Source organism: Fibrobacter sp. UWOV1 (assembly GCF_900142495.1).
Taxonomy (GTDB): domain Bacteria; phylum Fibrobacterota; class Fibrobacteria; order Fibrobacterales; family Fibrobacteraceae; genus Fibrobacter.
This window is the reverse complement of the sequence record NZ_FRBA01000018.1, coordinates 18,091-37,198: the sequence shown is the minus strand read 5'-3', so window position 1 is coordinate 37,198 and position 19,108 is coordinate 18,091. Positions and strand designations below refer to the sequence as shown.

The 19,108-nt window shown below is 51.5% G+C and carries 18 protein-coding genes, 2 tRNA genes and 1 pseudogene; 9 read left to right on the top strand and 12 right to left on the bottom strand.

Going from position 1 to position 19,108, the window contains the following annotated elements; genetic code table 11:
- The 3 genes and pseudogenes from BUC02_RS14900 to BUC02_RS14890 all read right to left on the bottom strand — a co-directional run.
- A pseudogene (locus BUC02_RS14900) lies at positions 1–272 on the bottom strand (IS3 family transposase); the annotation flags it as partial.
- Between the two features lie 23 nt (positions 273–295).
- Positions 296–562, bottom strand: coding sequence for a transposase (locus BUC02_RS14895; RefSeq protein ID WP_073058387.1), 267 nt, complete (start codon positions 560–562; stop codon positions 296–298).
- Between the two features lie 56 nt (positions 563–618).
- Entirely contained in the window at positions 619–1,077 is a 459-nt protein-coding gene (locus tag BUC02_RS14890) for a hypothetical protein (protein WP_073323879.1), read from the bottom strand.
- 80 nt (positions 1,078–1,157) lie between these two features.
- On the opposite strand from BUC02_RS14890, the gene BUC02_RS14885 reads away from it, so the two are divergent.
- Positions 1,158–1,460, top strand: coding sequence for a hypothetical protein (locus BUC02_RS14885; RefSeq protein ID WP_073323877.1), 303 nt, complete (start codon positions 1,158–1,160; stop codon positions 1,458–1,460).
- 189 nt (positions 1,461–1,649) lie between these two features.
- Here the strand turns inward: BUC02_RS14885 and BUC02_RS14880 are convergent, their stop codons facing one another.
- The 3 genes from BUC02_RS14880 to BUC02_RS14870 form a co-directional block, all read right to left on the bottom strand.
- Positions 1,650–2,651: a class II fructose-bisphosphate aldolase gene (locus tag BUC02_RS14880; RefSeq protein ID WP_073323875.1), complete on the bottom strand. Its 1,002-nt coding sequence runs from the start codon at positions 2,649–2,651 to the stop codon at positions 1,650–1,652.
- 149 nt (positions 2,652–2,800) lie between these two features.
- Positions 2,801–3,823 (bottom strand): OmpA family protein, encoded by a 1,023-nt coding sequence (locus BUC02_RS14875; protein WP_254794239.1) that lies wholly within the window; start codon positions 3,821–3,823, stop codon positions 2,801–2,803.
- A complete protein-coding gene (locus BUC02_RS14870; RefSeq protein WP_083564630.1) occupies positions 3,823–4,218 on the bottom strand; it encodes a DUF4398 domain-containing protein in 396 nt (131 codons plus the stop codon). The genes BUC02_RS14875 and BUC02_RS14870 overlap by 1 nt, the downstream gene beginning before the upstream one ends.
- Before the next feature lie 182 nt (positions 4,219–4,400).
- On the opposite strand from BUC02_RS14870, the gene BUC02_RS14865 reads away from it, so the two are divergent.
- Complete coding sequence (locus BUC02_RS14865; protein WP_083564629.1) at positions 4,401–5,516, top strand: RICIN domain-containing protein; 1,116 nt, start codon at positions 4,401–4,403, stop codon at positions 5,514–5,516.
- 251 nt (positions 5,517–5,767) lie between these two features.
- On the opposite strand, the gene BUC02_RS14860 is transcribed toward BUC02_RS14865, so the two are convergent.
- The 6 genes from BUC02_RS14860 to BUC02_RS14835 form a co-directional block, all read right to left on the bottom strand.
- Positions 5,768–5,843, bottom strand: a tRNA-Asp gene (locus tag BUC02_RS14860).
- A gap of 23 nt (positions 5,844–5,866) precedes the next feature.
- A tRNA-Val gene (locus tag BUC02_RS14855) sits at positions 5,867–5,941 on the bottom strand.
- Positions 5,942–5,947: 6 nt separating this feature from the next.
- Complete coding sequence (locus tag BUC02_RS14850; protein ID WP_073054315.1) at positions 5,948–6,136, bottom strand: hypothetical protein; 189 nt, start codon at positions 6,134–6,136, stop codon at positions 5,948–5,950.
- A gap of 112 nt (positions 6,137–6,248) precedes the next feature.
- Positions 6,249–8,534, bottom strand: a complete 2,286-nt coding sequence (locus BUC02_RS14845) for an HD family phosphohydrolase (RefSeq protein ID WP_073323869.1) — start codon at positions 8,532–8,534, stop codon at positions 6,249–6,251.
- A 40-nt stretch (positions 8,535–8,574) separates the two neighbouring features.
- Positions 8,575–9,531, bottom strand: coding sequence for a PhoH family protein (locus BUC02_RS14840; RefSeq protein WP_073323866.1), 957 nt, complete (start codon positions 9,529–9,531; stop codon positions 8,575–8,577).
- Between the two features lie 21 nt (positions 9,532–9,552).
- Positions 9,553–9,843: a hypothetical protein gene (locus tag BUC02_RS14835; RefSeq protein ID WP_073323864.1), complete on the bottom strand. Its 291-nt coding sequence runs from the start codon at positions 9,841–9,843 to the stop codon at positions 9,553–9,555.
- A gap of 111 nt (positions 9,844–9,954) precedes the next feature.
- Between BUC02_RS14835 and BUC02_RS14830 the strand changes: the two genes are divergently transcribed.
- From BUC02_RS14830 to nirJ1, 7 genes are all read left to right on the top strand, one after another.
- On the top strand, positions 9,955–11,319 hold the full coding sequence (locus BUC02_RS14830) for an aminopeptidase P family protein (RefSeq protein WP_073323862.1): 1,365 nt from the start codon (positions 9,955–9,957) through the stop codon (positions 11,317–11,319).
- 86 nt (positions 11,320–11,405) lie between these two features.
- Positions 11,406–13,100 carry a proline--tRNA ligase gene (locus BUC02_RS14825; protein ID WP_073323860.1) on the top strand — a complete coding sequence of 565 codons (1,695 nt, stop codon included), beginning with the start codon at positions 11,406–11,408 and terminating at the stop codon, positions 13,098–13,100.
- 242 nt (positions 13,101–13,342) lie between these two features.
- The gene (locus BUC02_RS14820) at positions 13,343–14,626 is read left to right on the top strand and encodes an FKBP-type peptidyl-prolyl cis-trans isomerase N-terminal domain-containing protein (protein WP_073323858.1); all 1,284 of its coding nucleotides are present in this window, start codon (positions 13,343–13,345) and stop codon (positions 14,624–14,626) included.
- Between the two features lie 86 nt (positions 14,627–14,712).
- Complete coding sequence (gene mnmG, locus BUC02_RS14815; protein ID WP_073323856.1) at positions 14,713–16,638, top strand: tRNA uridine-5-carboxymethylaminomethyl(34) synthesis enzyme MnmG; 1,926 nt, start codon at positions 14,713–14,715, stop codon at positions 16,636–16,638.
- 124 nt (positions 16,639–16,762) lie between these two features.
- A complete protein-coding gene (locus tag BUC02_RS14810; RefSeq protein WP_073054325.1) occupies positions 16,763–17,050 on the top strand; it encodes a hypothetical protein in 288 nt (95 codons plus the stop codon).
- Between the two features lie 173 nt (positions 17,051–17,223).
- Positions 17,224–17,829: a penicillin-binding protein activator LpoB gene (locus tag BUC02_RS14805; protein WP_073323854.1), complete on the top strand. Its 606-nt coding sequence runs from the start codon at positions 17,224–17,226 to the stop codon at positions 17,827–17,829.
- Between the two features lie 67 nt (positions 17,830–17,896).
- Complete coding sequence (gene nirJ1, locus BUC02_RS14800) at positions 17,897–19,072, top strand: putative heme d1 biosynthesis radical SAM protein NirJ1 (protein ID WP_073323852.1); 1,176 nt, start codon at positions 17,897–17,899, stop codon at positions 19,070–19,072.
- Positions 19,073–19,108: the final 36 nt, after the last annotated feature.

The window sequence follows — 19,108 nt, the reverse complement described above, 5'->3', positions numbered from 1 at the left end:
GGCAAGCGTTTGCGCAACGGCTTTCGCTTGTTGAAATGAATCGCCTCGTAGACGCGGTGGACCTTCTTATGGTTCCACGGATGCCCATCCTTGCGAATCAGCCTGAATATTTTCCAGAAGCCGTCGTTGGCAGCCTCGGCCTTCTGCCGTATCGCAGCCTCGACTTCGGAATCGTCCTTGGTTGATTCGTAGTAGAAGTATGACTTGTGGATGCCCATCAATCTGCACGCCCGAGTAATGCTGATGTCGTGGTCCTCTGCTATTTCGCCCACAATTTCCTTGCGGGCCTCGGGCGTCAGAGTTTTTTTTCGATAACCTCGCGGAGAATCTCGTTATCCAGGGCGAGATTGGCGTACATCTTCTTGAGCTTGGCGTTTTCTTCTTCGAGTTCCTTCAGTTTCTTAAGCTGGCTAACCTCGAGACCGCCGTACTTCCGTTTCCATTGATAGAGCGTGGCTCTGGAAACGTTGAGTCGCCTGCAGATTTCATCTGCAGACACCCCAGCTTCAAGTTCGTTTACGCTTTTGACGATTTCCGATTCGGAATGAGTCAGTTTCTTCATGGCTGTTCCTTTGCTACCAAAGGTAGCATTTTGACGCAGGCGGAATTGCCTTTTGTCTAGTTATGAACAGTCCTAATTATGGGGAAGCTTACAAAATAATTTGGAGCAATCCTAATTAATTGAGTATATTCAAATTTTCCCTTATAATACGTTTTAATATCATACAATAAGGTATCTTGTGTTTTTTCTCCAGATACGATGTATTCATACCCTTCGTTCTTCAATACGGTCTCGTTGGTATCATTGTAAAAAATCCAAAAGGCAGGTGCATGATTTTCATTCTTGAAATCCGCACGGACTTTTTCAATAATTCCATTGTTGTATATATATTTTTTCCCTTTCCAGGAGCTGCTGTCATCGTTTATATAAACTGAATCAACGCGAACGAAGCTTTCACGATTGAACATCATCGGCGATTGGTTCTGATAGACGGCATCCGTACATGTATTTGCCGAAGCTGCTTCATTCAAGGCGAAAACGGCAACAGAAACTAGAAATAATGATTTGAGAATCATAAATATTCTCCTTAATTTGCCTTAATTATAACAAAAACCGCATGGTTATATATATATTTTAAGGAACAGGTTGTTCTAAAATGTTCAAGACGGTTATTGCAATATTTCTCGCTATTGCCCTGTGCGTCAGCACCGTAGGGTGCGCTGCGTCGGGTCCGTCTATGCTTCACAAGCCAAGGATTTCGCTAAAACAAAGCCCCGGTAATCCTTCGCAAAAAGTCGTTATCGTTGACGACAGCAAAAATTTTGGCGCCGGGGGATCGGTTGAAGCAAGCGATGTCTTGATCATGACCGGATTGGTTCTTGTAGGGAGTGCCCTGCTTTTCGTCCTGTTTTTGGCTAATTCAGGCGGAACGTCCGGTGGCCAAAAAGGCGGTATGTAAAAACCGCCAGGCGATTGCCTAGCGGTCTTTAAAGCTTTTGGCTTGGATCCTATCGGTCGCTGCGCGACCTCCAGGATGACTGATTACAGTTTGCCCGTGAGCAACAAAGCCCTCGGGTGTTAACCGAGGGCGGTTGCGAGAGCGAGGCGATATCACATTTTTAATCTGCGATAGAGCCGAGCGGTCTCATTAGAGCTTGTCGTTGGAACCAAGAACGTCAACGATCTTGTGCATGTACATCTTCTTCATGTTTTCACGAGCCGGCTTGAGGTACTGGCGCGGGTCGAAGTGTTCCGGATGTTCGTCGAAATACTTACGGATAGCGGCAGTCATAGCGAGACGGCTGTCAGAGTCGATGTTGATCTTGCAGACAGCAGAGCGAGAAGCTTCGCGGAGCTGTTCTTCCGGAATACCGACTGCATCCGGGAGCTTGCCACCGTGGGCGTTGATGGTGTCCACTTCGTCCTGCGGCACGGAAGAAGAACCGTGGAGCACGATCGGGAAGCCCGGGAGCTTCTTTTCGATGGCGTGGAGCACGTCGAATGCCAGGGGAGGCGGAACGAGCTTGCCAGTCTTCGGGTCGCGAGTGCACTGTTCCGGCTTGAACTTGTAAGCGCCGTGGCTGGTACCGATGGAGATAGCGAGGGAGTCGCAGCCCGTACGGGTAGCGAAGTCGATCACTTCTTCCGGCTTGGTGTAGTGGGATTCTTCAGCCTGGACTTCGTCTTCCACACCGGCGAGCACGCCGAGTTCAGCTTCGACGGTCACGTCGTGCTGGTGAGCGTATTCAACAACCTTCTTGGTGAGGGCGATGTTGTCTTCGTACGGAAGAGCGGAACCGTCGATCATCACGGAAGAGAAACCGTTGTCGATGCAGTCCTTGCAGAGTTCGAAAGAGTCACCGTGGTCGAGGTGGAGCACGATCTGCGGATTTGCGCAGCCGAGTTCCTTGGCGTATTCAACAGCACCCTGAGCCATGTAGCGGAGGATGGTGCCGTTAGCATAGTTACGAGCACCCTTAGAGACCTGCATGATCACCGGAGACTTGGTTTCAACGGCGGCCTGCACGATGGCCTGCATCTGTTCCATGGTGTTGAAGTTGAAAGCCGGGATAGCATAGCCACCCTTAACAGCCTTTGCAAACATTTCCTTGGTGTTAACCAAGCCGAGTTCCTTGTAAGAAACTGCCATTTGTTTTACCTCTTGTTTTGATTGGCGACTTGCGCCGCCGGTTTAAAAGTTACGGGGCTAAATTTAGTAAAAAAATCGGAATTCGGAATTCAGATTTCAGAATTAACCTCCAAAAAACAATTCCGAACTCCGAAATCAGAAATCTGAAATTACTTCGCTTCCTGCTGAAGAGCCTTGTCCTGGATCACGAGGTCCACGCGGCGGTTCTTCTGGCGGCCTTCCTTGGTGGAGTTGTCGGCGACCGGCATGGTCATACCGAGACCCTTGGCCGTGAGACGTTCGGCGGCAATGCCCTGTTCAACAAGGAATGCCTTCACGTTGTCAGCACGCTGCTGGGAAAGCTTCATGTTGTGTTCTTCGGAACCGGTGTTGTCGGTGTTACCTTCAATGGACACGTTGAACTGCTGGTACACGGAAAGAATACCGGCCACCTTGGCAAGGCTCGTCTTCAAGTCTGCCTTGAGGTCAGCCTTGTTCACGGCGAACAAGATGTCCGACATGGAAAGGATAATGCCACGGGCGGACTTGGTCACCTGAATCATCTGGGACTGTAGTTCGTTCAGCTTGTTCATGGCTTCCTGCTGGCGAGCTTCGGCCTTGGCGCGTTCTTCGGCGAGAGCCTTCTGGAGGTCAGCTTCACGCTGGTTGGCGGCCTTCAACGCAGCTTCCTGGGCGGCAGCTTCGGCCTGGAACTTTTCCTGGTTCTGCTGCATTTCGGCCTGGAGGCGTGCTTCCTGGTCCTTCATCTTGGCCTTTTCGGCTTCGAGGTCGTTCACCTTACCGGTGCGGGCCTTATTGATCTGTTCCTGAATAGCTTCGATAGAACGGGCCGTTGCGGCGCGCTTTTCCCACTTTTCAGCGGTACTGTTGCGAACTTTTTGGGTTTCGGCCTGGGCTGCAATGGTCTTTGCGTAGGTGTCGCACTTGGCGGCAAGAGCCTTGGTCTGGTCAGATTCGGCGTCGTCGTTGTAGGCTGCGTCGAGGTCAATGAGGTTGGCCTTGGCTGCTGCGAGGGTGTACTTGGCAGAGGTGGCGTTGGCCGGAATATTCTTGGCAGCGTTATCAATTGCGGTCTGGCAAGATTCTACAGCGTTCGGGCCTTCTGCTTCTTCAGCAGCAAAAGAGAATGTGGCTGCCATGGCGCTAATGACTAAAAGATTTCTCGTCTTCATTACTTGGCACCTCCGTTCTTGGTTTCCTGGTCAAGGATATTCTGGTAAAGGAGCTTGCGTTCGACATCGCCCCTCAGTTCCTTTTCAACTTTTTCGTCTTCTTTCTTGGCGGCGGCAAGTTCGGCGTTTGCAATGGCGAGCTTGTATTCAAGAGTGCTTTGTTCGGCAAGTGCGGCAGCTTCTTCTTCGTCACCATCGGCCTGCAGGGCCTTTGCGGAATCGAGCTTTATGTTGGCAGATTCGAGCTGGGCGGCTTCGACATTGGCTTCTTGTGCAATGGTTTTGTTGGAGTCGGCAAATTCAATCGACTTGGTCGCATTTACGCCACCGGCACAACCGGAAAGTGCAGCAAGGGCTATAATGGCCATTCCCGCAACGAGCATTCTGGATTTCATTAAAATCTCCTTTTGGGGGTTAAAACTCGTTTTTTAATATACAAAAAAAAGAACAAAGAGCTTAGAACTTAGTGCTTAGATTATCTCTAAGTTCTACCAACTTAAATCTTCCAACTAAAAATTTACTTGATTTACCCTAACTTTGTATATAAATTTATACACGTGTTTGGATTGGAGCTTGCATGAAATTTCTTAGCCTACTATTATGTTCTTTTGCTTTGGTTGCTTGCCTTGCGGGCAATGCTTTTTCAGCTGTTGAATACACTTTGCACAAGTCGGCGAATCCGACTTCCGATGAGCAAGATGCCTATAAGCGCATCACGACTGTCATGGATTCGGCCGTTAAGATGTATAACACTTATTCGAACCTCTCGAAGTTCATCAACGTCTATTACGCACCTGGCGTGCCCACGGCCGAGGCCAGCAGTAACGGTGACTTGCGCTTTGGTGAAAACCGTAGCTACATGGTGGTGCCCACAGCCATGCACGAGATGGCGCACACGATGGGTGTCGGAACCACGTCGGAATATGCGGCAACATGTGTAGACGGTGTCTTTAGGAATGACAAGGTTCAGTCGAAACTCCGTGAAATGGATGGCCCGAACGCGGAACTCCATTGCGACCGTCAGCATATCTGGCCGTATGGACTGAACCAGGCGAGCGAGGCCAAGTCCGAGCAGGACCTGATCAACCACGTGATTCTTGTTGAGACCATATACCAGCAGCTGTTCAAGGTGGCGTTTTTCAAAGAGGGGAGAATCAAGTCTCTCGGCGATACAAAGAAATGCATGGGGATTGCTTCGTCCAACGCTCTGGAATTGATGGATTGTAGAGATACGGCGACCTTCGTGAAGATTTTCTCGGTGGGCGATAACCCGGTTACATACTACATTCAGCTCGGGAACCGCGTCGTGGATATCCCGAATGAATCCACAGCGGCTGGCATTAGAGCGGCAACCTACGGTTATAATGGCGGTGCTCACCAGCGGTATGTATTTGAGGGCGCTCCGGTCAATACGCCGAATGCTTTCTACCTCAAGAATTACAAGAGCGGACATTATCTGCAAGCGGTAGGAACGACCGTGGTGCAAAACCAGAAGGGCTCCGGCGACGATTTCATTTGGCAGTTGATTGAAAGCTCTGAGGAAGTGGCTGACACGAGTGATACCTCGACGACAGTGATTCCGCTGGCTCGTAAGGTGGAACCGCCGGCCTTGATCAAGAAGGCCAAGTTCGATGCCATGGGTAGAACGCTAGCTCCGGCACGCAGGACCCCGCGCTATATCAGGATGTATTAGAGAAAAGGAGACCCCGGATTCCCCGTTCCGAGGACCATATCCTCTGTGTGGCTCGGCACTTTAGTGCCGCTACCAATTTGTTATGACAACACAGCCACCGATGTAACTTGGCTTCATAATACTCCGAACTTTGTTCGGTTTGTATTATGCCAAGGTACTCTAAGCAGCAATGCTGCAAGTGGCTATTGGCAAGTCCGGGGTGACAATGAATGAAAAAACGAAAAAGCCTCTCTTTTGAGAGGCTTTCTTCGCGGGATAGACGAGGCTTGAACTCGCAACCTCCGGCGTGACAGGCCGGTGCTCTAACCAAAATTGAGCTACCACCCCAAATCGTTTCCGATTTTCGGTAGTGGGCGATAACGGATTCGAACCGCTGACATTCTGCTTGTAAGGCAGACGCTCTGAACCAACTGAGCTAATCGCCCGAAATTTTACTTGTCTTGCTTTTTGCCTTTCCAGAGGATTCCGAGCGGAATGACCACGAGGTAGGCGGCAACTAAGATAAGCGGTGCAACCGTGAGTGAAACCGGATTGTCTGCAGGGCCAGTGGCGAGGCAAATGAAACCGATAACGAGGAGCAGCACACCGAGAGCAATCAGAATGATATTCTTTTTATCCATCAGTAAGTCCTCTTCTCAAGATTACGAAGCCAAATATACAAAGTTTATGGCGCTTGTCAACCGATTTTGCCCTAAAAATCGCACTTTTTTTATGCGATTGGGCCGAGCGGTCCTATTTTTGTCCAGGGTACTTGACGCGGGTGTGGTACGTTCCGTCCAAACTATCCAGGAAAGCCCGTTCGAGCTTGAACAGTTCCTTAATAGACAAGTTACATTCGTTGAACTGACCTTCGGTAAAGCGGCTTTCGATGGTCTTGTGGATCATGGCGGAGAGTGCTTCGGGGCTAGTGTCGGTCATGGAGCGGCTGGTCGCTTCGATAATGTCGGCAAGCATAAGAATTGCTGTTTCCTTGCTCTGCGGCTTCGGGCCCTTGTAGCTGTAATCTTCGACCTTGACTTCTTCGCCGGTTTCCTTGGCGTTTTCGAGCGCCTTGTGGTAGAAGTACTGGATGATCGAAGAACCATGGTGTTCGCGAATGCCTGCGGCTACCAGTGACGGAATATTGTATTCGTTGGCAAGGGCCGTACCCTGTTCCACGTGCCCAGTAATGATTTTGACAGACTGGAGCGGGTCGATGTTGTTGTGCGGGTTGATTCCTTGTTTCTGGTTTTCGGTGAAGTATTCGGGGCGCATGGTCTTACCGATGTCATGGTAAAGCGCCATCACGCGCACCAGCAAGGAATTTGCTCCAATGCTGTCTGCCACGTGCTCGGCAAGGTTGGACACCTGAATGCTGTGGTGGAATGTACCGGGGGCGTATTCCGAAATGCGCTTGAGGGCCGGGCGGTTAAAGTCCGACATTTCCATGAGCGTAAGCACCGTGGTGATACCGAAAATACGTTCCATCAAGTGGATGAGAGCAACTGATGTGAGGGCGTAGCAAAGCACGATATTGATGCTTGCGGCAATCAGGTTCTGGTAGAAAGCTTCGAACGAAAGTCTGTTACGCAGCAGGAACATCACGCTGATGGCGGCAGCCATCGCCACGACGCCGACGATAATTCCATACACGAACTGCACCCTGTAGCGCATGCGGGCAATCGGGGCGGTTGCGACAAAGGTCACGGCAAACGCGCAAGTCGTGGCGGCTAAATCATAGCCGTTCAAGATGCCGAAAATCATGGCCGAAAATACGGTGAATGCAAGGCCGATGTGTCGGTCGTAAAGTACGGTTGCCGTAATCGGGGCAAAGGCGAACGGGTAAATCCACATGAGGTCCAGATTTTCTGGAATAATGGAAATGTTGATGTTGTTGATGCTTCCGGACAAGTGATGCATGACCCAGAATGCGATAATTTGGAGCAAGGCAAGTGCTATAAGACTCCAAAGCTGGCGGGCATTCTTGAACATTCCTCTAGAGGGAGTGTTGTAAAGGAACAAGAAGAAGAACGTGATAATCAAAATGAAGATAAGGGCGTTACCGTAAATGGCAGTAAAGGTCTTGGAGTTTTCTTCTTTTTGCTGGGCGCGCTGTAGGGCGTCAATTTTTTCGAGGATTTCCTTGGTGATGGGGGCGCCCTGTGCCACGATTTCCATGCCGCGCGGCACCATACCCTTGATGAGCGTCACCTTTTTGCGAGCGTCTTCGCGGCTAGCAATGGTTTCTTTTTCGAGGTAGAAAACGTTCGGCATCATGAACACGAACAAGGTTTCGTAGAAGGCGCTCAAGAGCCCCTGCTCGTTCGGGAAACTCATCTGGAGTTGGGCGAAAGCTTCATCGATACGGCGACGGAGCGGCTGGATATTGCTTGCTTCGACAGTCGTCTTTTCGTTGTCCTTGATGAGCGTGATGTTCGGCTTCGTGTAAACGATGTACTTGAAATCTTGCAAGTTATAGTTATCGCGGTAAAGCTGTGCGGCCGTTTCGGTGCTTGCAATGAATGTGTTCGAAACACCGGCCTGGAGCATGCGGTTGAATACGTTCAGAAGCGAGTCACGAGCCTTCGAATTAAGGCTCAGGGGCTTAATCGCCGAAGTCGAAATACGCTGCTTCAAGACTTCGTAAATGCGTGATGCCTGTACCACCTTGGACTGCAGGGTGGAGTCGCTTTCGCCGCTTGCGGTAAGCTGGTTGATTTGAATTTGCAGAGAACCGTACTGGGCGAGCTTGTGCAGGAACGACTTGAGGTCTTCGTAGACGCGGTTGGTTTCGTCGCTGTTGTAGCCAAAGATGGCGTTCACCTTTTCGGCGGCGCGAGTCTTTTCAGCTTCGATTTCCTGTTCGGACTTGGGAACTTCAAAGTTGATGGGGGCGACAATCGTGCGCGTACTCACCTGGCCCAAGTGCGGGCGTTCGGACTGGAGCGCGATGTTCTTGTCGGGGAACATGAAAATTGCCGCGGCAACAACAAGAACCCAGCCGATGATAAAGTGAAGTCTAGTCTGTTTCTTTTTCATAGATATTCTCTAGTAGACAGTAAAAGTAGACGGTTGGAAGTTATTCCTTCCCCTTTTCATAAGCTTTCAAGATGTCTTTGACGAGCGGGTGCCGGAGCACGTCGGTGGCTTCGAATTCCACTTGAGCAATGCCGCGGATGCCCTTGAGCAACTTCATGGCATGCGTGAGGCCCGACTTTTGGCCCTTGCCCAAGTCTACCTGGGTGGCGTCGCCTGTGATAATGGCTTTGCTGTGTTGGCCGAGCCGCGTGAGGAACATTTTCATTTGTTCGGGCGTGGTGTTCTGCGCTTCGTCTAGAATAATGAAGGCGCGCTTGAGGGTGCGACCGCGCATGTAGGCGAGCGGGGCGACTTCGATAGCGCCAGTTTCTTCGTACTTGCGGAGTCTTTCCACTGGCAGGAGCTCGGCGAGGCTGTCGTGAATGGGGCGCAGGTAAGGCGCGATTTTTTCTTTGAGGTCGCCGGGCAGGTAGCCCAGGGATTCGCCGGCTTCGACTGCCGGGCGGACCAGGCAAATGCGTTCTGCCTCGTGCCGTTCAAGGCTTGCGACTGCAAGCGTTACTGCCAGAAATGTCTTGCCGGTGCCTGCAGGGCCCTTGGCAAAAATGATATCGTTCTGTTCGACCGCCCGTACCAGTTCGGCCTGCGCTTTTGTCTTTGCGAATACAGAAACGCCCATGCGGTTTCTGAAAATCGGGGTGGCAGGGATGGTGTCCGGGTTGTTGAAATCGCTGATGGCCGCGTCTGCCGGATCGATCAATTTTTCAAGTTGTCGCGCCGTTAGGACTTTCCCGTTCTTGGCCGCCATTTTCAGCTGGTCGAGTACAGCAAAGACCCCCGTCGTATCGCCGTTTTCCTTGGGAATAATGCGGAGTCCCGGGAGTCTTGTCTGTATTTCAACACAAAAACGGCTCTCCAATAAGCGGAAAACCGTTTCGTTCTCGCCTGAAATCGTTCGTTTCAGGTCGTCCGATAATGAATAGCGTAATTCGTTCATCGAGAACGTGTCAGCTATAAATTATTCCTCGGAAGCAGGAGCTGTAGAGATACCGAGCTTGTTTTTGGCTTCGAAGATTTCCTTGCGGAGCTTGTGGTTTTCTTCGGTAATGGCGACAGCTTCGTCTTCGGTCTTTTTCAGCTTGTTTTCGTCAATCTTTTCCTTAGGAGCAGATCTCTGAGCGGACGGAGAACCGCTATCGTCGCCATAATCGTCGTCGCTAGAAGAACCACCGGAAGAGCCGGCGCAAGCGGTGAACAGTGCTACAGTTGATGCTGCAAGGATCAATTTCCAATTTTTAAAAAGAGACATTTAATCAGGCTCCATTCTAGTCTGTGATGCCTCAAATGTATATAATTTAAAGCAAAAGTGGTGCGAAAAAGGTAAATTTATACCGAAATTTTACCTATTTAGAGGCTAAAAATGCGTTCAAAGTCGAATTTTAATCCCTATTCTCAGGTTTTTATCTCGTCTCCGCTCTACGATTCCAAGAATTTGTATAAAAAACGCCGCAAGGCCATGCTCAAGGAACTTGATTCGTTCTGCGTTTTTGCAGGAATCCCGATGGACCCCGGAACAGAAGAAGCCTACGTGCAAATCTGGAATAAAATGGTGCAGGAACCGGCTTTCATGTTCCTGACGGGAATCAACCAGGCGGGTTGCTACTTGCTTCTCGACCCCAGGACCGACGAAGAAATCTTGTTCGTGCCGCCCAAGGACCCGTTCAAGGAATTCTGGAACGGCAAGCGCCTGGGCTTTTTGGAAGGCGATAACGAGGTGGCCCGCGTAACGGGAATTAAGGATGTTCGTCCGGTGGATGAACTCATGGATACAGTGGTTGCCCGAGCGAAAAAGCTTCCGAAGGGGGGCTACGCTTACGCCTACTACTTTGAAAAGTTCAAGGAAGACCACAATGACCGGTTCAGGCACCAGCTGCTCAAGGCACTAAAGCCAACCGGCATCAAGCTCAAGAGTGCCGCGGCCATGCATTGGTCGCTCAGACTCCCGCTGGAACCCGAACGCATTATGGACGCCGAGGCGGCACAGGCGGTCACAAATAACGCCTTCCGCACGGTACTTGCCGAAATGAGAGCCTTCAAGACCGAGCGTGAATTGGGCCTGAAGCTCGATTATGAGATGCAGCGCCAAAGCGATGGAGACCTTGCGTTCCCGACGATTGTCGCGGGTGGTGCAAACGCTTGCTGCTTGCATTATGTCAAAAAAGACGAACCGCTTAAAGCAGGGGAGTTGGTGCTGTTAGATTTCGGTATCCGCATCGGAAGCCTGCACAGCGATCTTTCCCGCACCATTCCTGTAAACGGCAAGTTCAATCCGTTGCAGAAATTGCTGTACCAGATAGTGCTTGATTCTCAGGTTGAGTACCAGAAGCATGTGCGCCCGGGCGTATCTCTCAAGGAAATCGGGATGGTCCCTTGGGACTATATTATGCAGGAACTGGAAACCCGCTTGGTCAAGGGGGCGAAGGGTTCGTACAAACTATTGTATGACAAGCGCCCGCACGGCGTAAGCCACTTTATTGGCGAACAGATTCATGAAGGCGAACCGGGAACCCGCTCCTTGGATACAGTCCTCAAGCCGGGAATGCTGATTTCTTGCGAGCCGGGGCTCTACGGCGAATTCAAGGCGACCATTGCCGGCAAGACCTACCGCGAAAAAATCGGTATCCGCATCGAAGACGACCTGCTGATTACCAAGGACGGATTCAGGAATATATCTGAAGATATCCCGAAAACGATTGACAATTTGGAACAGCTGATGAAAGGTTGATTTTTTATCGGTTTCTCTCGTCTCTCGCCTCTCGTCTCTCGTCTAATTTCTAAATTTAGCCCGTAAAATTTTAAAAGGCAAAAACCATGAAACTCTCCAAGTACTTTTACGTCACGCTCCGCGAAACGCCGAGCGACGCCACCATGCCGAGCCACATCTTTTTGATGCGCGGCGGCTACATCAAGCCTGTTTCTACCGGTATCTACTCCATGATGCCGATGGGTTTCCGCGTGATTCAGAAGATTGTAAACATCATCCGCGAAGAAATGAACAAGATTGGCGGTATCGAAGTGGACCTGCCGGTGGTGCAGACCGCTGAACTCTGGAGCGAATCGGGCCGTTACCAGGCCATCGGCGAAGAACTGCTCCGCTTTAAGGACCGCAACAACCACAACATGGTGCTCGCCATGACGCACGAAGAAGCCATGACCGACCTGGTGCGCTACGTGCTCAACAGCTACAAGCAGCTGCCGGTGATGCTCTACCAGTTCAAGACCAAGTACCGTGACGAAGCCCGTGCCCGCGGCGGCCTCATCCGCGTCCGCGAATTCCTGATGAAGGACGCCTACAGTTTCCACACCAGCCAGGAAGACCTGGACCGTCACTATCAGGAAGAATACGACGCCTACCTGCGCATCTACCGTCGCGTGGGCATTGAACCGGTGGTGGTGCAGAGCGATACGGGCATTATGGGCGGTAAGGTCGCTCATGAATTCATGCTCGATACTCCGAACGGCGAAGACTACTTGATCCTCTGCAAGAAGTGCGGCTACCAGGCCAACCGCGAAATTGCGAAGTTCCAGCGCGTGCCGTTCAAGGGCGACGAAAATGCAGCTCTCGAAAAGGTCGAAACTCCGCACTGCGCAAGCATCGAAGATCTCACCAAGTTCCTGAACGTCCCTGCCGAATCTACCGCCAAGTGCGTGTTCTTTGACTTCGAAGGCAAGCTCATCACGGTGGTGGTTCCGGGCAACCTCGACGTTTCCGAAATCAAGCTCCACAACCTCTTGAAGGCGAAGGAACTTTACCCGGCCGAAGACAGCCTCATCAAGGCCTGCGGCATGGTTCCGGGCTTTGCGTCCCCGATTAACGCTCACGACACCCGCATCATTGTCGATGAAGCGATTGCCGATTCCTTCGACCTGGTGACGGGCGCAAACGAAGAAGGCTTCCACTTCAAGCATTGCAACCCGAAGCGCGACTTCCCGAAGTTCGAAGTGGCCGACATCGCCGAAGCATCCGAAGTCTGCAAGTGCCCCTGCTGCGGCGAGCTCCTCACCGAGACCCGCGGTATCGAAATGGGCAACATCTTCAAGCTGGGCACCAAGTTCTCCGAATCCATGGGTGCGAAGTTCCTCACCGCCGAAAAGACCACCGCTCCGGCCATCATGGGCTGCTACGGCATCGGCGTGGGCCGCTTGATGGCATCCGTCGTGGAAAACAGCCACGATGACTTCGGACCGATCTGGCCCAAGTCCATCGCTCCGTTCCAGGTGGAAATCGTCCCGATTGGCAAGGAAGCTGAACTCGTGGAACTCGCCGAGAAGTTCGAAAAGGAACTCGAAGCAGCCGGCATCGACGTGCTGGTGGACGACCGCGACGAACGCCCGGGTGTGAAGTTCAAGGATGCCGACCTGTGGGGTTCTCCAGTGCGTATCGCCATCGGCAAGAAGGGACTTGCCAACGGCGAAGTCGAATGGAAGTTCCGTAACGAAAAGGAATTCTCCATGGTCAAGGTCGAAGACGTTGTGAAGAAGGCGAAGGAATATTTCGCTGAATAATTCAGATTTCGGATTTCAGAATTCGGAATTTTGGGATTAAACTTTCGTCCGTTTTATCCTGACGATCCTATTAATCACCTCTGCTACGGCGGAGGTGTTTTTTTCCTGTTTAAGGTAAATTGAATTTAACTGAGTCTTTCGCTTTGCGCAGTTGTCGCGCCCCACACTTCCTACCGTCTACTTCCTACTTCCTACTTTTTCTATATTATTCCCCGGAAAAAATTTCTCTAAGGAGATTCAATATGGACATGAAGAAAATTGCTCTTGGTTCTGCGGCATTGGCTGCATTTGGTCTTATGGCATGTGGTGAAAAGCCCATCGAAAAGGGGCCTGCCGCCATTACCGCTAATTCGACTGACGATGAAAAGTTCGCCTACATGTTAGGAGCCCAGTTCGGTGGCCAGAACTTTACGATTATTCCGCGCCAGATGGGCGAAGAACTTTACCAGGACGCCGTAATCCAGGGTGTTCTTGACGATGTGAAGTCTAGCAAAGACACGAACTTCAAACCTCAGATGATTCCGGATTCCTTGCAGGCTATTAGCCAGCGCTACTCTGCAATCGCTCGTAAGCGTTACGAAGAAACTCGCCCGGACAGCGCTATGATGGCTGAAGGCAATGGCGAAAAAATCAAGGCTTACATTGATTCCGTGGCCCGCGCTCAGCCGATTGCAAAGGCTCCGGCTTCTACCGGTGCCGCTATTACTATTGCAGCCGATTCTCCGGACAACACCAAGTTCTCTTACCTGCTCGGTCTTCAGTTTGCCCACCAGTTTATTGGTATCGGCAACCAGTTCCAGACCGAATTCGACGTGGACTACTTTATTTTGGGTATCAAGGAATCTGCCGCCAAGGTTGCTGATTCTACTTACACGCTCCAGCTCCCGCAGGATTCGCTCAATGCCATTGGCCAACGCTACCAGCAGAAGTTGCAGGACCTGCGTGCTGCTGCCATCAAAAAGCAGCAGGAAGAAGAAGCCAAGCTTAAAGAAGAAATTGCACCGCTCCGTGGCGATACCCTTGCTAACGGTATGCCGCAGAAGTTCAATCTGAAGGTTAAGGCCACCAAGATTGCCGTGGACAAGACCATTGCTACAGACCTCGAAAACCTCGAACCGTTTGCAAACAAGCCGCTCCTGGTTATGTATTTCTCTGCTACTTGCGGTCACTGTGCTCACGCAGCACCCGAAGTTCTTGCCATGGCTAAGGAATTTGCCCCGAAGGGCTTGATTACGCTCGCTGTGGCAAGCGGTGGCAACCAGAAGGTTGGCATCCGCAAGTTCATGGACAATGCCAAGTGGGACGAATCCATCAACGTGGTTTGGGACGAATCCCGCCAGTTCGGCGAACTCTACAGCGACGGCTACGTTCCGAAGGTCTACGTTGTGAACCCGGACGGCACGTACAAGATGTACACGGCATTCGAAAGCGAAAAGGAACAGCTCAAGAAGGACCTCGCTGATCTTGTCTCTGGCAAGAAGGTTGAATGGAACCCCGAAGCTCCGAAGACGGAAGAAAAGAAATAGTTGGTAGAACTTAGACCGCTCTGCTCTTAGAACTTAGAATTTTATTTAAGTTCTAAGCTCTAAGCTCTAAGTTCTAAGTTCTAGAAATGTCTCTAATCGCAGAATACGACGTAGTCGTTGTCGGTGGTGGGCACGCTGGAATTGAAGCGACCCATGCCGCCTGGAAACTCGGTGTAAAAACAGCCATGCTCACGATGGATATTAACGCCATCGGTCGTATGAGCTGTAACCCGGCCGTAGGCGGGGTGGCCAAGGGTCAGATTGTCCGCGATATCGATGCGCTCGGTGGCCTGATGGGCCTACTCACCGACAAGGCGGGCATCCAGTTCCGCATGCTCAATATGAGCAAGGGGCCGGCCGTGTGGGGCCCGCGTGCCCAGTGCGACATGAAGTACTACAGCGAAGTGGCCCGCGAAGTCATTACAAGCCTTCCGGGGCTTTCGGTGATTCAGGGGGAACTCGCTGCCTTTACGCGCATGGCCGACGGTCGCCTGGAACTCACGCTCCTGAACGGCGAACGCTATATTACCCGTTCGCTCGTGATTACGAGTGGAACCTTCCTTGCTTCCAAGATGTTTACCGGGCTTGAAACGAGCGTCGGTGGGCGAGTGGGCGAGCCCAGTGCAGATAAACTCTCGGAATGCCTTGCCCGCGAAGGAATTGCGCTTCGTCGCCTTAAGACGGGTACGCCGAGCCGCCTGGACCCCGATTCCATTGACTTTAACGAATGCGACGTGCAACGCGGAGACGATACTCCGTGGCCCATGAGCGACCGTCATTTGGCAGAAACCGTTCCTGGCCGCGATGCAAATTACTTTTGGGGTGATGTTGCGAACAAATTCGTCCGCAATGACTGCGTGTGCTGGATTACGCGCACGAACCTGAAGACGCATGACATTTTGCGCAGCGGCTTTAAGGACAGTCCCATGTTCAGCGGCCGCATTCACGGCAAGGGCCCGCGCTACTGCCCGAGTATCGAAGACAAGATTAACCGCTTTGGCGACCGCGACGGTCATCAGTTGTTCCTTGAACCGGAACAGGCGGATATCGGTCGCGTCTATATTAACGGCTTTAGTTCCAGCTTGCCGGCAGACATTCAGCTTGCAGCCATCCATACGATTCCTGGGCTCACGCGCGCCCGTGTATTGCAGATTGGCTATGCCGTGGAATATGATTCTGTAGACGCTACGCAGCTTTTCCCGACATTTGAATGCAAGAAGGTTCCTGGGCTTTATTTTGCAGGCCAGGTTTGCGGCACAAGCGGTTACGAAGAAGCTGCCGGTCAAGGACTCCTGGCTGGTATTAACGCCGCACTCAAGATTAAGGGCGAAGAACCTTTGATTCTAGGCCGTTCGGATAGCTACTTGGGCGTGATGGCCGATGATTTGGTGAACATTTTGCTCGACGAACCTTACCGCATGTTCACGAGTCGCGCCGAATACAGGCTGTTCCTCCGTAGCGATAACGCCGAAACTCGCCTCAAGGAACGCGCCCACAAGATTGGCATGATTTCGGATTCTGATTATGCCGATTGGAAACGCCGTCAGCAATTGATGGCGACCGCCCGCACCCGCATGACCGAAGAATCTGCAACACCCGACCAGGCAAACCCGATTCTTGAAGCCGGGGGCCAGGCTCTTTCGACCGAGCGCACCCGCTGGATCAATGTGTTGCGCCGTCCGGGAATCGACCCCGAGCAATTGTTCCGGACCGCGCTGCCGGACCTGAATCTGACTCGCCGCGACCAGTGGTTCATGTATGCCGAAGAAATCTATGCAGGATTCTTCGACCGGCAGGCCCGCGAAATCGACGACCAGAAGAAGATGGAATCCGTGCGCCTGCCCGTCGACTTTGACTACATGCAGGTGACCGCCGTGAGTATCGAAAGTCGCCAGCGCTTGAATGCCCACAAGCCGCTGACGCTCGGCCAGGCTAGCCGTATTCCCGGCGTCCGCCCCGCCGACATTACCGTGCTTGCCCATTGGCTCGAAAACAAGAAATTGAACGGCTAGTGGTAGTCTAAAATCGCCTTTTTTAGCTTAAAAAAGCATAATTTTTAATTGCAAAACCTAGGAACAGGCGAAATTTTTACTATTTTTGCGCCGTCAAATTAACAATATTTCCAAGAGGTCTATTATGTCAGAAGAAACTGAAGTCAAATCCACAGAAGAAGTCAAGCCTCAGGAAACAAAATCCCAAGAAAAGAAGGCCCCGGCCAAGAAGAAGCGCCCCCTGAACGCCAAGCGTAAGGGTGCTCCCGCTCCCAAGAAACCGGCTGTCTTTAGCGATTCCCTGGAAGAACGTTTCCCCGCCCTCGCCGCCAAGCTCAAGAAGCAGATTGAAGACGGTATCAAGCAGAAGATCAAGGATGCCCAGAACGACCCGAAGGTCAAGGCTGCCTCTAAGAAATTCGCTGAAAAGTAATTCCGGATTTTCTTCGACAATTTAAAAGTACCGCAGATTTCGCTCTGCGGTATTTTTTATTCTGTCTAGCGAATTTGTCGGTTCGTCTTCTTTATTTTTAAAGTTGCGATTCTTTTATAGACAAATAAAAAGAAAGATTGTACATTTGTAAAAAATTTTCAAGGAGAAATCTAATGCGTAAATTGTTTGCTATTCTCGCTCTCGGTTGCAGCCTCTGCATGGTCGCTTGCAGCAGCGGTGGCAAGACTGTCACTCGTATCGACACTAATTCTACAACGGACCTTTCGGGTAAGTGGAATGACACCGACTCCCGCTTGGTGGCCGACGAAATGATTCTCAGCTGCTTGCAGAGCCCGAAGATCGAAAAGATTATCGGCGAAATGGGCCGTACCCCGACTGTCGTGATCGGTAAGGTTCGCAACAAGAGCCACGAACACATCAGCGTCGAAACCTTTATCAAGGACATGGAACGTGCCCTCTTGAATTCCGGTGCAGCTGACTTCGTCGCCAACTCTGCCGAACGTGCCGAACTTCGCTCTGAAGTTGCAGACCAGCAGGGTAACGCTACCGAAGAAACCGCCAAGGAACTTCACCAGGAAACCGGTGCTGACTGGATGCTGACCGGTACCATCAATACCATCGTGGACCAGGAAGGTGGCCAGTCCGTTATCTTCTACCAGGTGGACCTCGAACTCACCGATTTGCAGAGCCACAAGAAGCTCTGGATGGGCGACAAGAAAATCAAGAAGTTCATCTCTAAGGATTCTGTGAAGCTTTAATCTAGGGCTTCATGCGTAACCTTTAAATAACCTCGGGCTCCGGGGTTATTTTTCTATCTTTGGACCCATGATCAGTATTACCAAGCTCTTGATGGATACCCCGAATTACGGGGATCAGCTGCGTTACGAACCTAAGGCCCATGAATGCAAGAACGGCGTTGCGCCGGGCCGTGGCCCTGTGGTGGTGTGGAATTGCACCAAGACTTGCAACCTGAGTTGCGTGCACTGCTATGCTCGATCCGAGGCCATTAAGTACCAGAACGAACTGACCCACGAAGAAGGCTTGGCTTTAATTGATCAGTTGTCCGATTTCAAGGTTCCGGTGATTCTCTTTAGCGGCGGTGAACCGCTTTTGCGCCCGGACTTTTTTGAATTGGCAAATTATGCAGCCTCTAAAGGCATTCGCCCGACAATCAGCACGAACGGTACCTGCATTACGCCCGATGTTGCAAAGAAACTCAAGGACATGGGTGTGGGCTACGTGGGCATCAGCTTGGACGGCTGCGAAGCGACTCATGATAAATTCCGCGGCAAGGAAGGCGCTTACAAACTCGCTCTTCGCGGTATCCGCAATTGTGTGGCAACTGGCCAGAAGGTGGGCCTGCGTTTTACGATTACGCGCTACAACATGCAAGACTTGAACGCTATTTTCGACTTGCTCGAAGCTGAAAATATTGACCGCGTTTGCTTCTATCACCTGGTTTACAGCGGTCGCGGCTCTGCCATGGTTCAAAACGACTTGAATCACGATGAAAGCCGCAAGGTAATGGACTTGATTATTGACCGTACGCTCGACTTCAAGAAGCGCGGAATCAATAAGGAAATCTTGACTGTAGATAACCACGCCGATGCCATTTACCTGTATCGCCGTATGCAGCGCGAAGATCCTGCCCGTGCCGAGAAGGTGCTGGAACTCATCCGGCGCAATGGTGGTAACCGTAGCGGTATGGCCTTCGGTAACGTCGATAGCATCGGAAACGTTCACCCCGACCAGTTTACGCAGTATATTACACTTGGCAACGTACGCGAACGTAATTTCGGCGAAATCTGGAGTGACGAATCGAACCCGATTATGGCGGGCCTCAAGAACCGTAAGCCGATTCTGAAGGGACGCTGCCCCAAGTGCGCCTACCTGAACCTGTGTAATGGCAACTTCCGCACCCGCGCCGAGGCCGTGACCGGAGATTTCTGGGAACAGGATCCGGCCTGCTACCTGACCGACGAAGAAATTTCAAATGTGTAATGTGGAATGAGTAATTGATCATTTCACATCACTCAT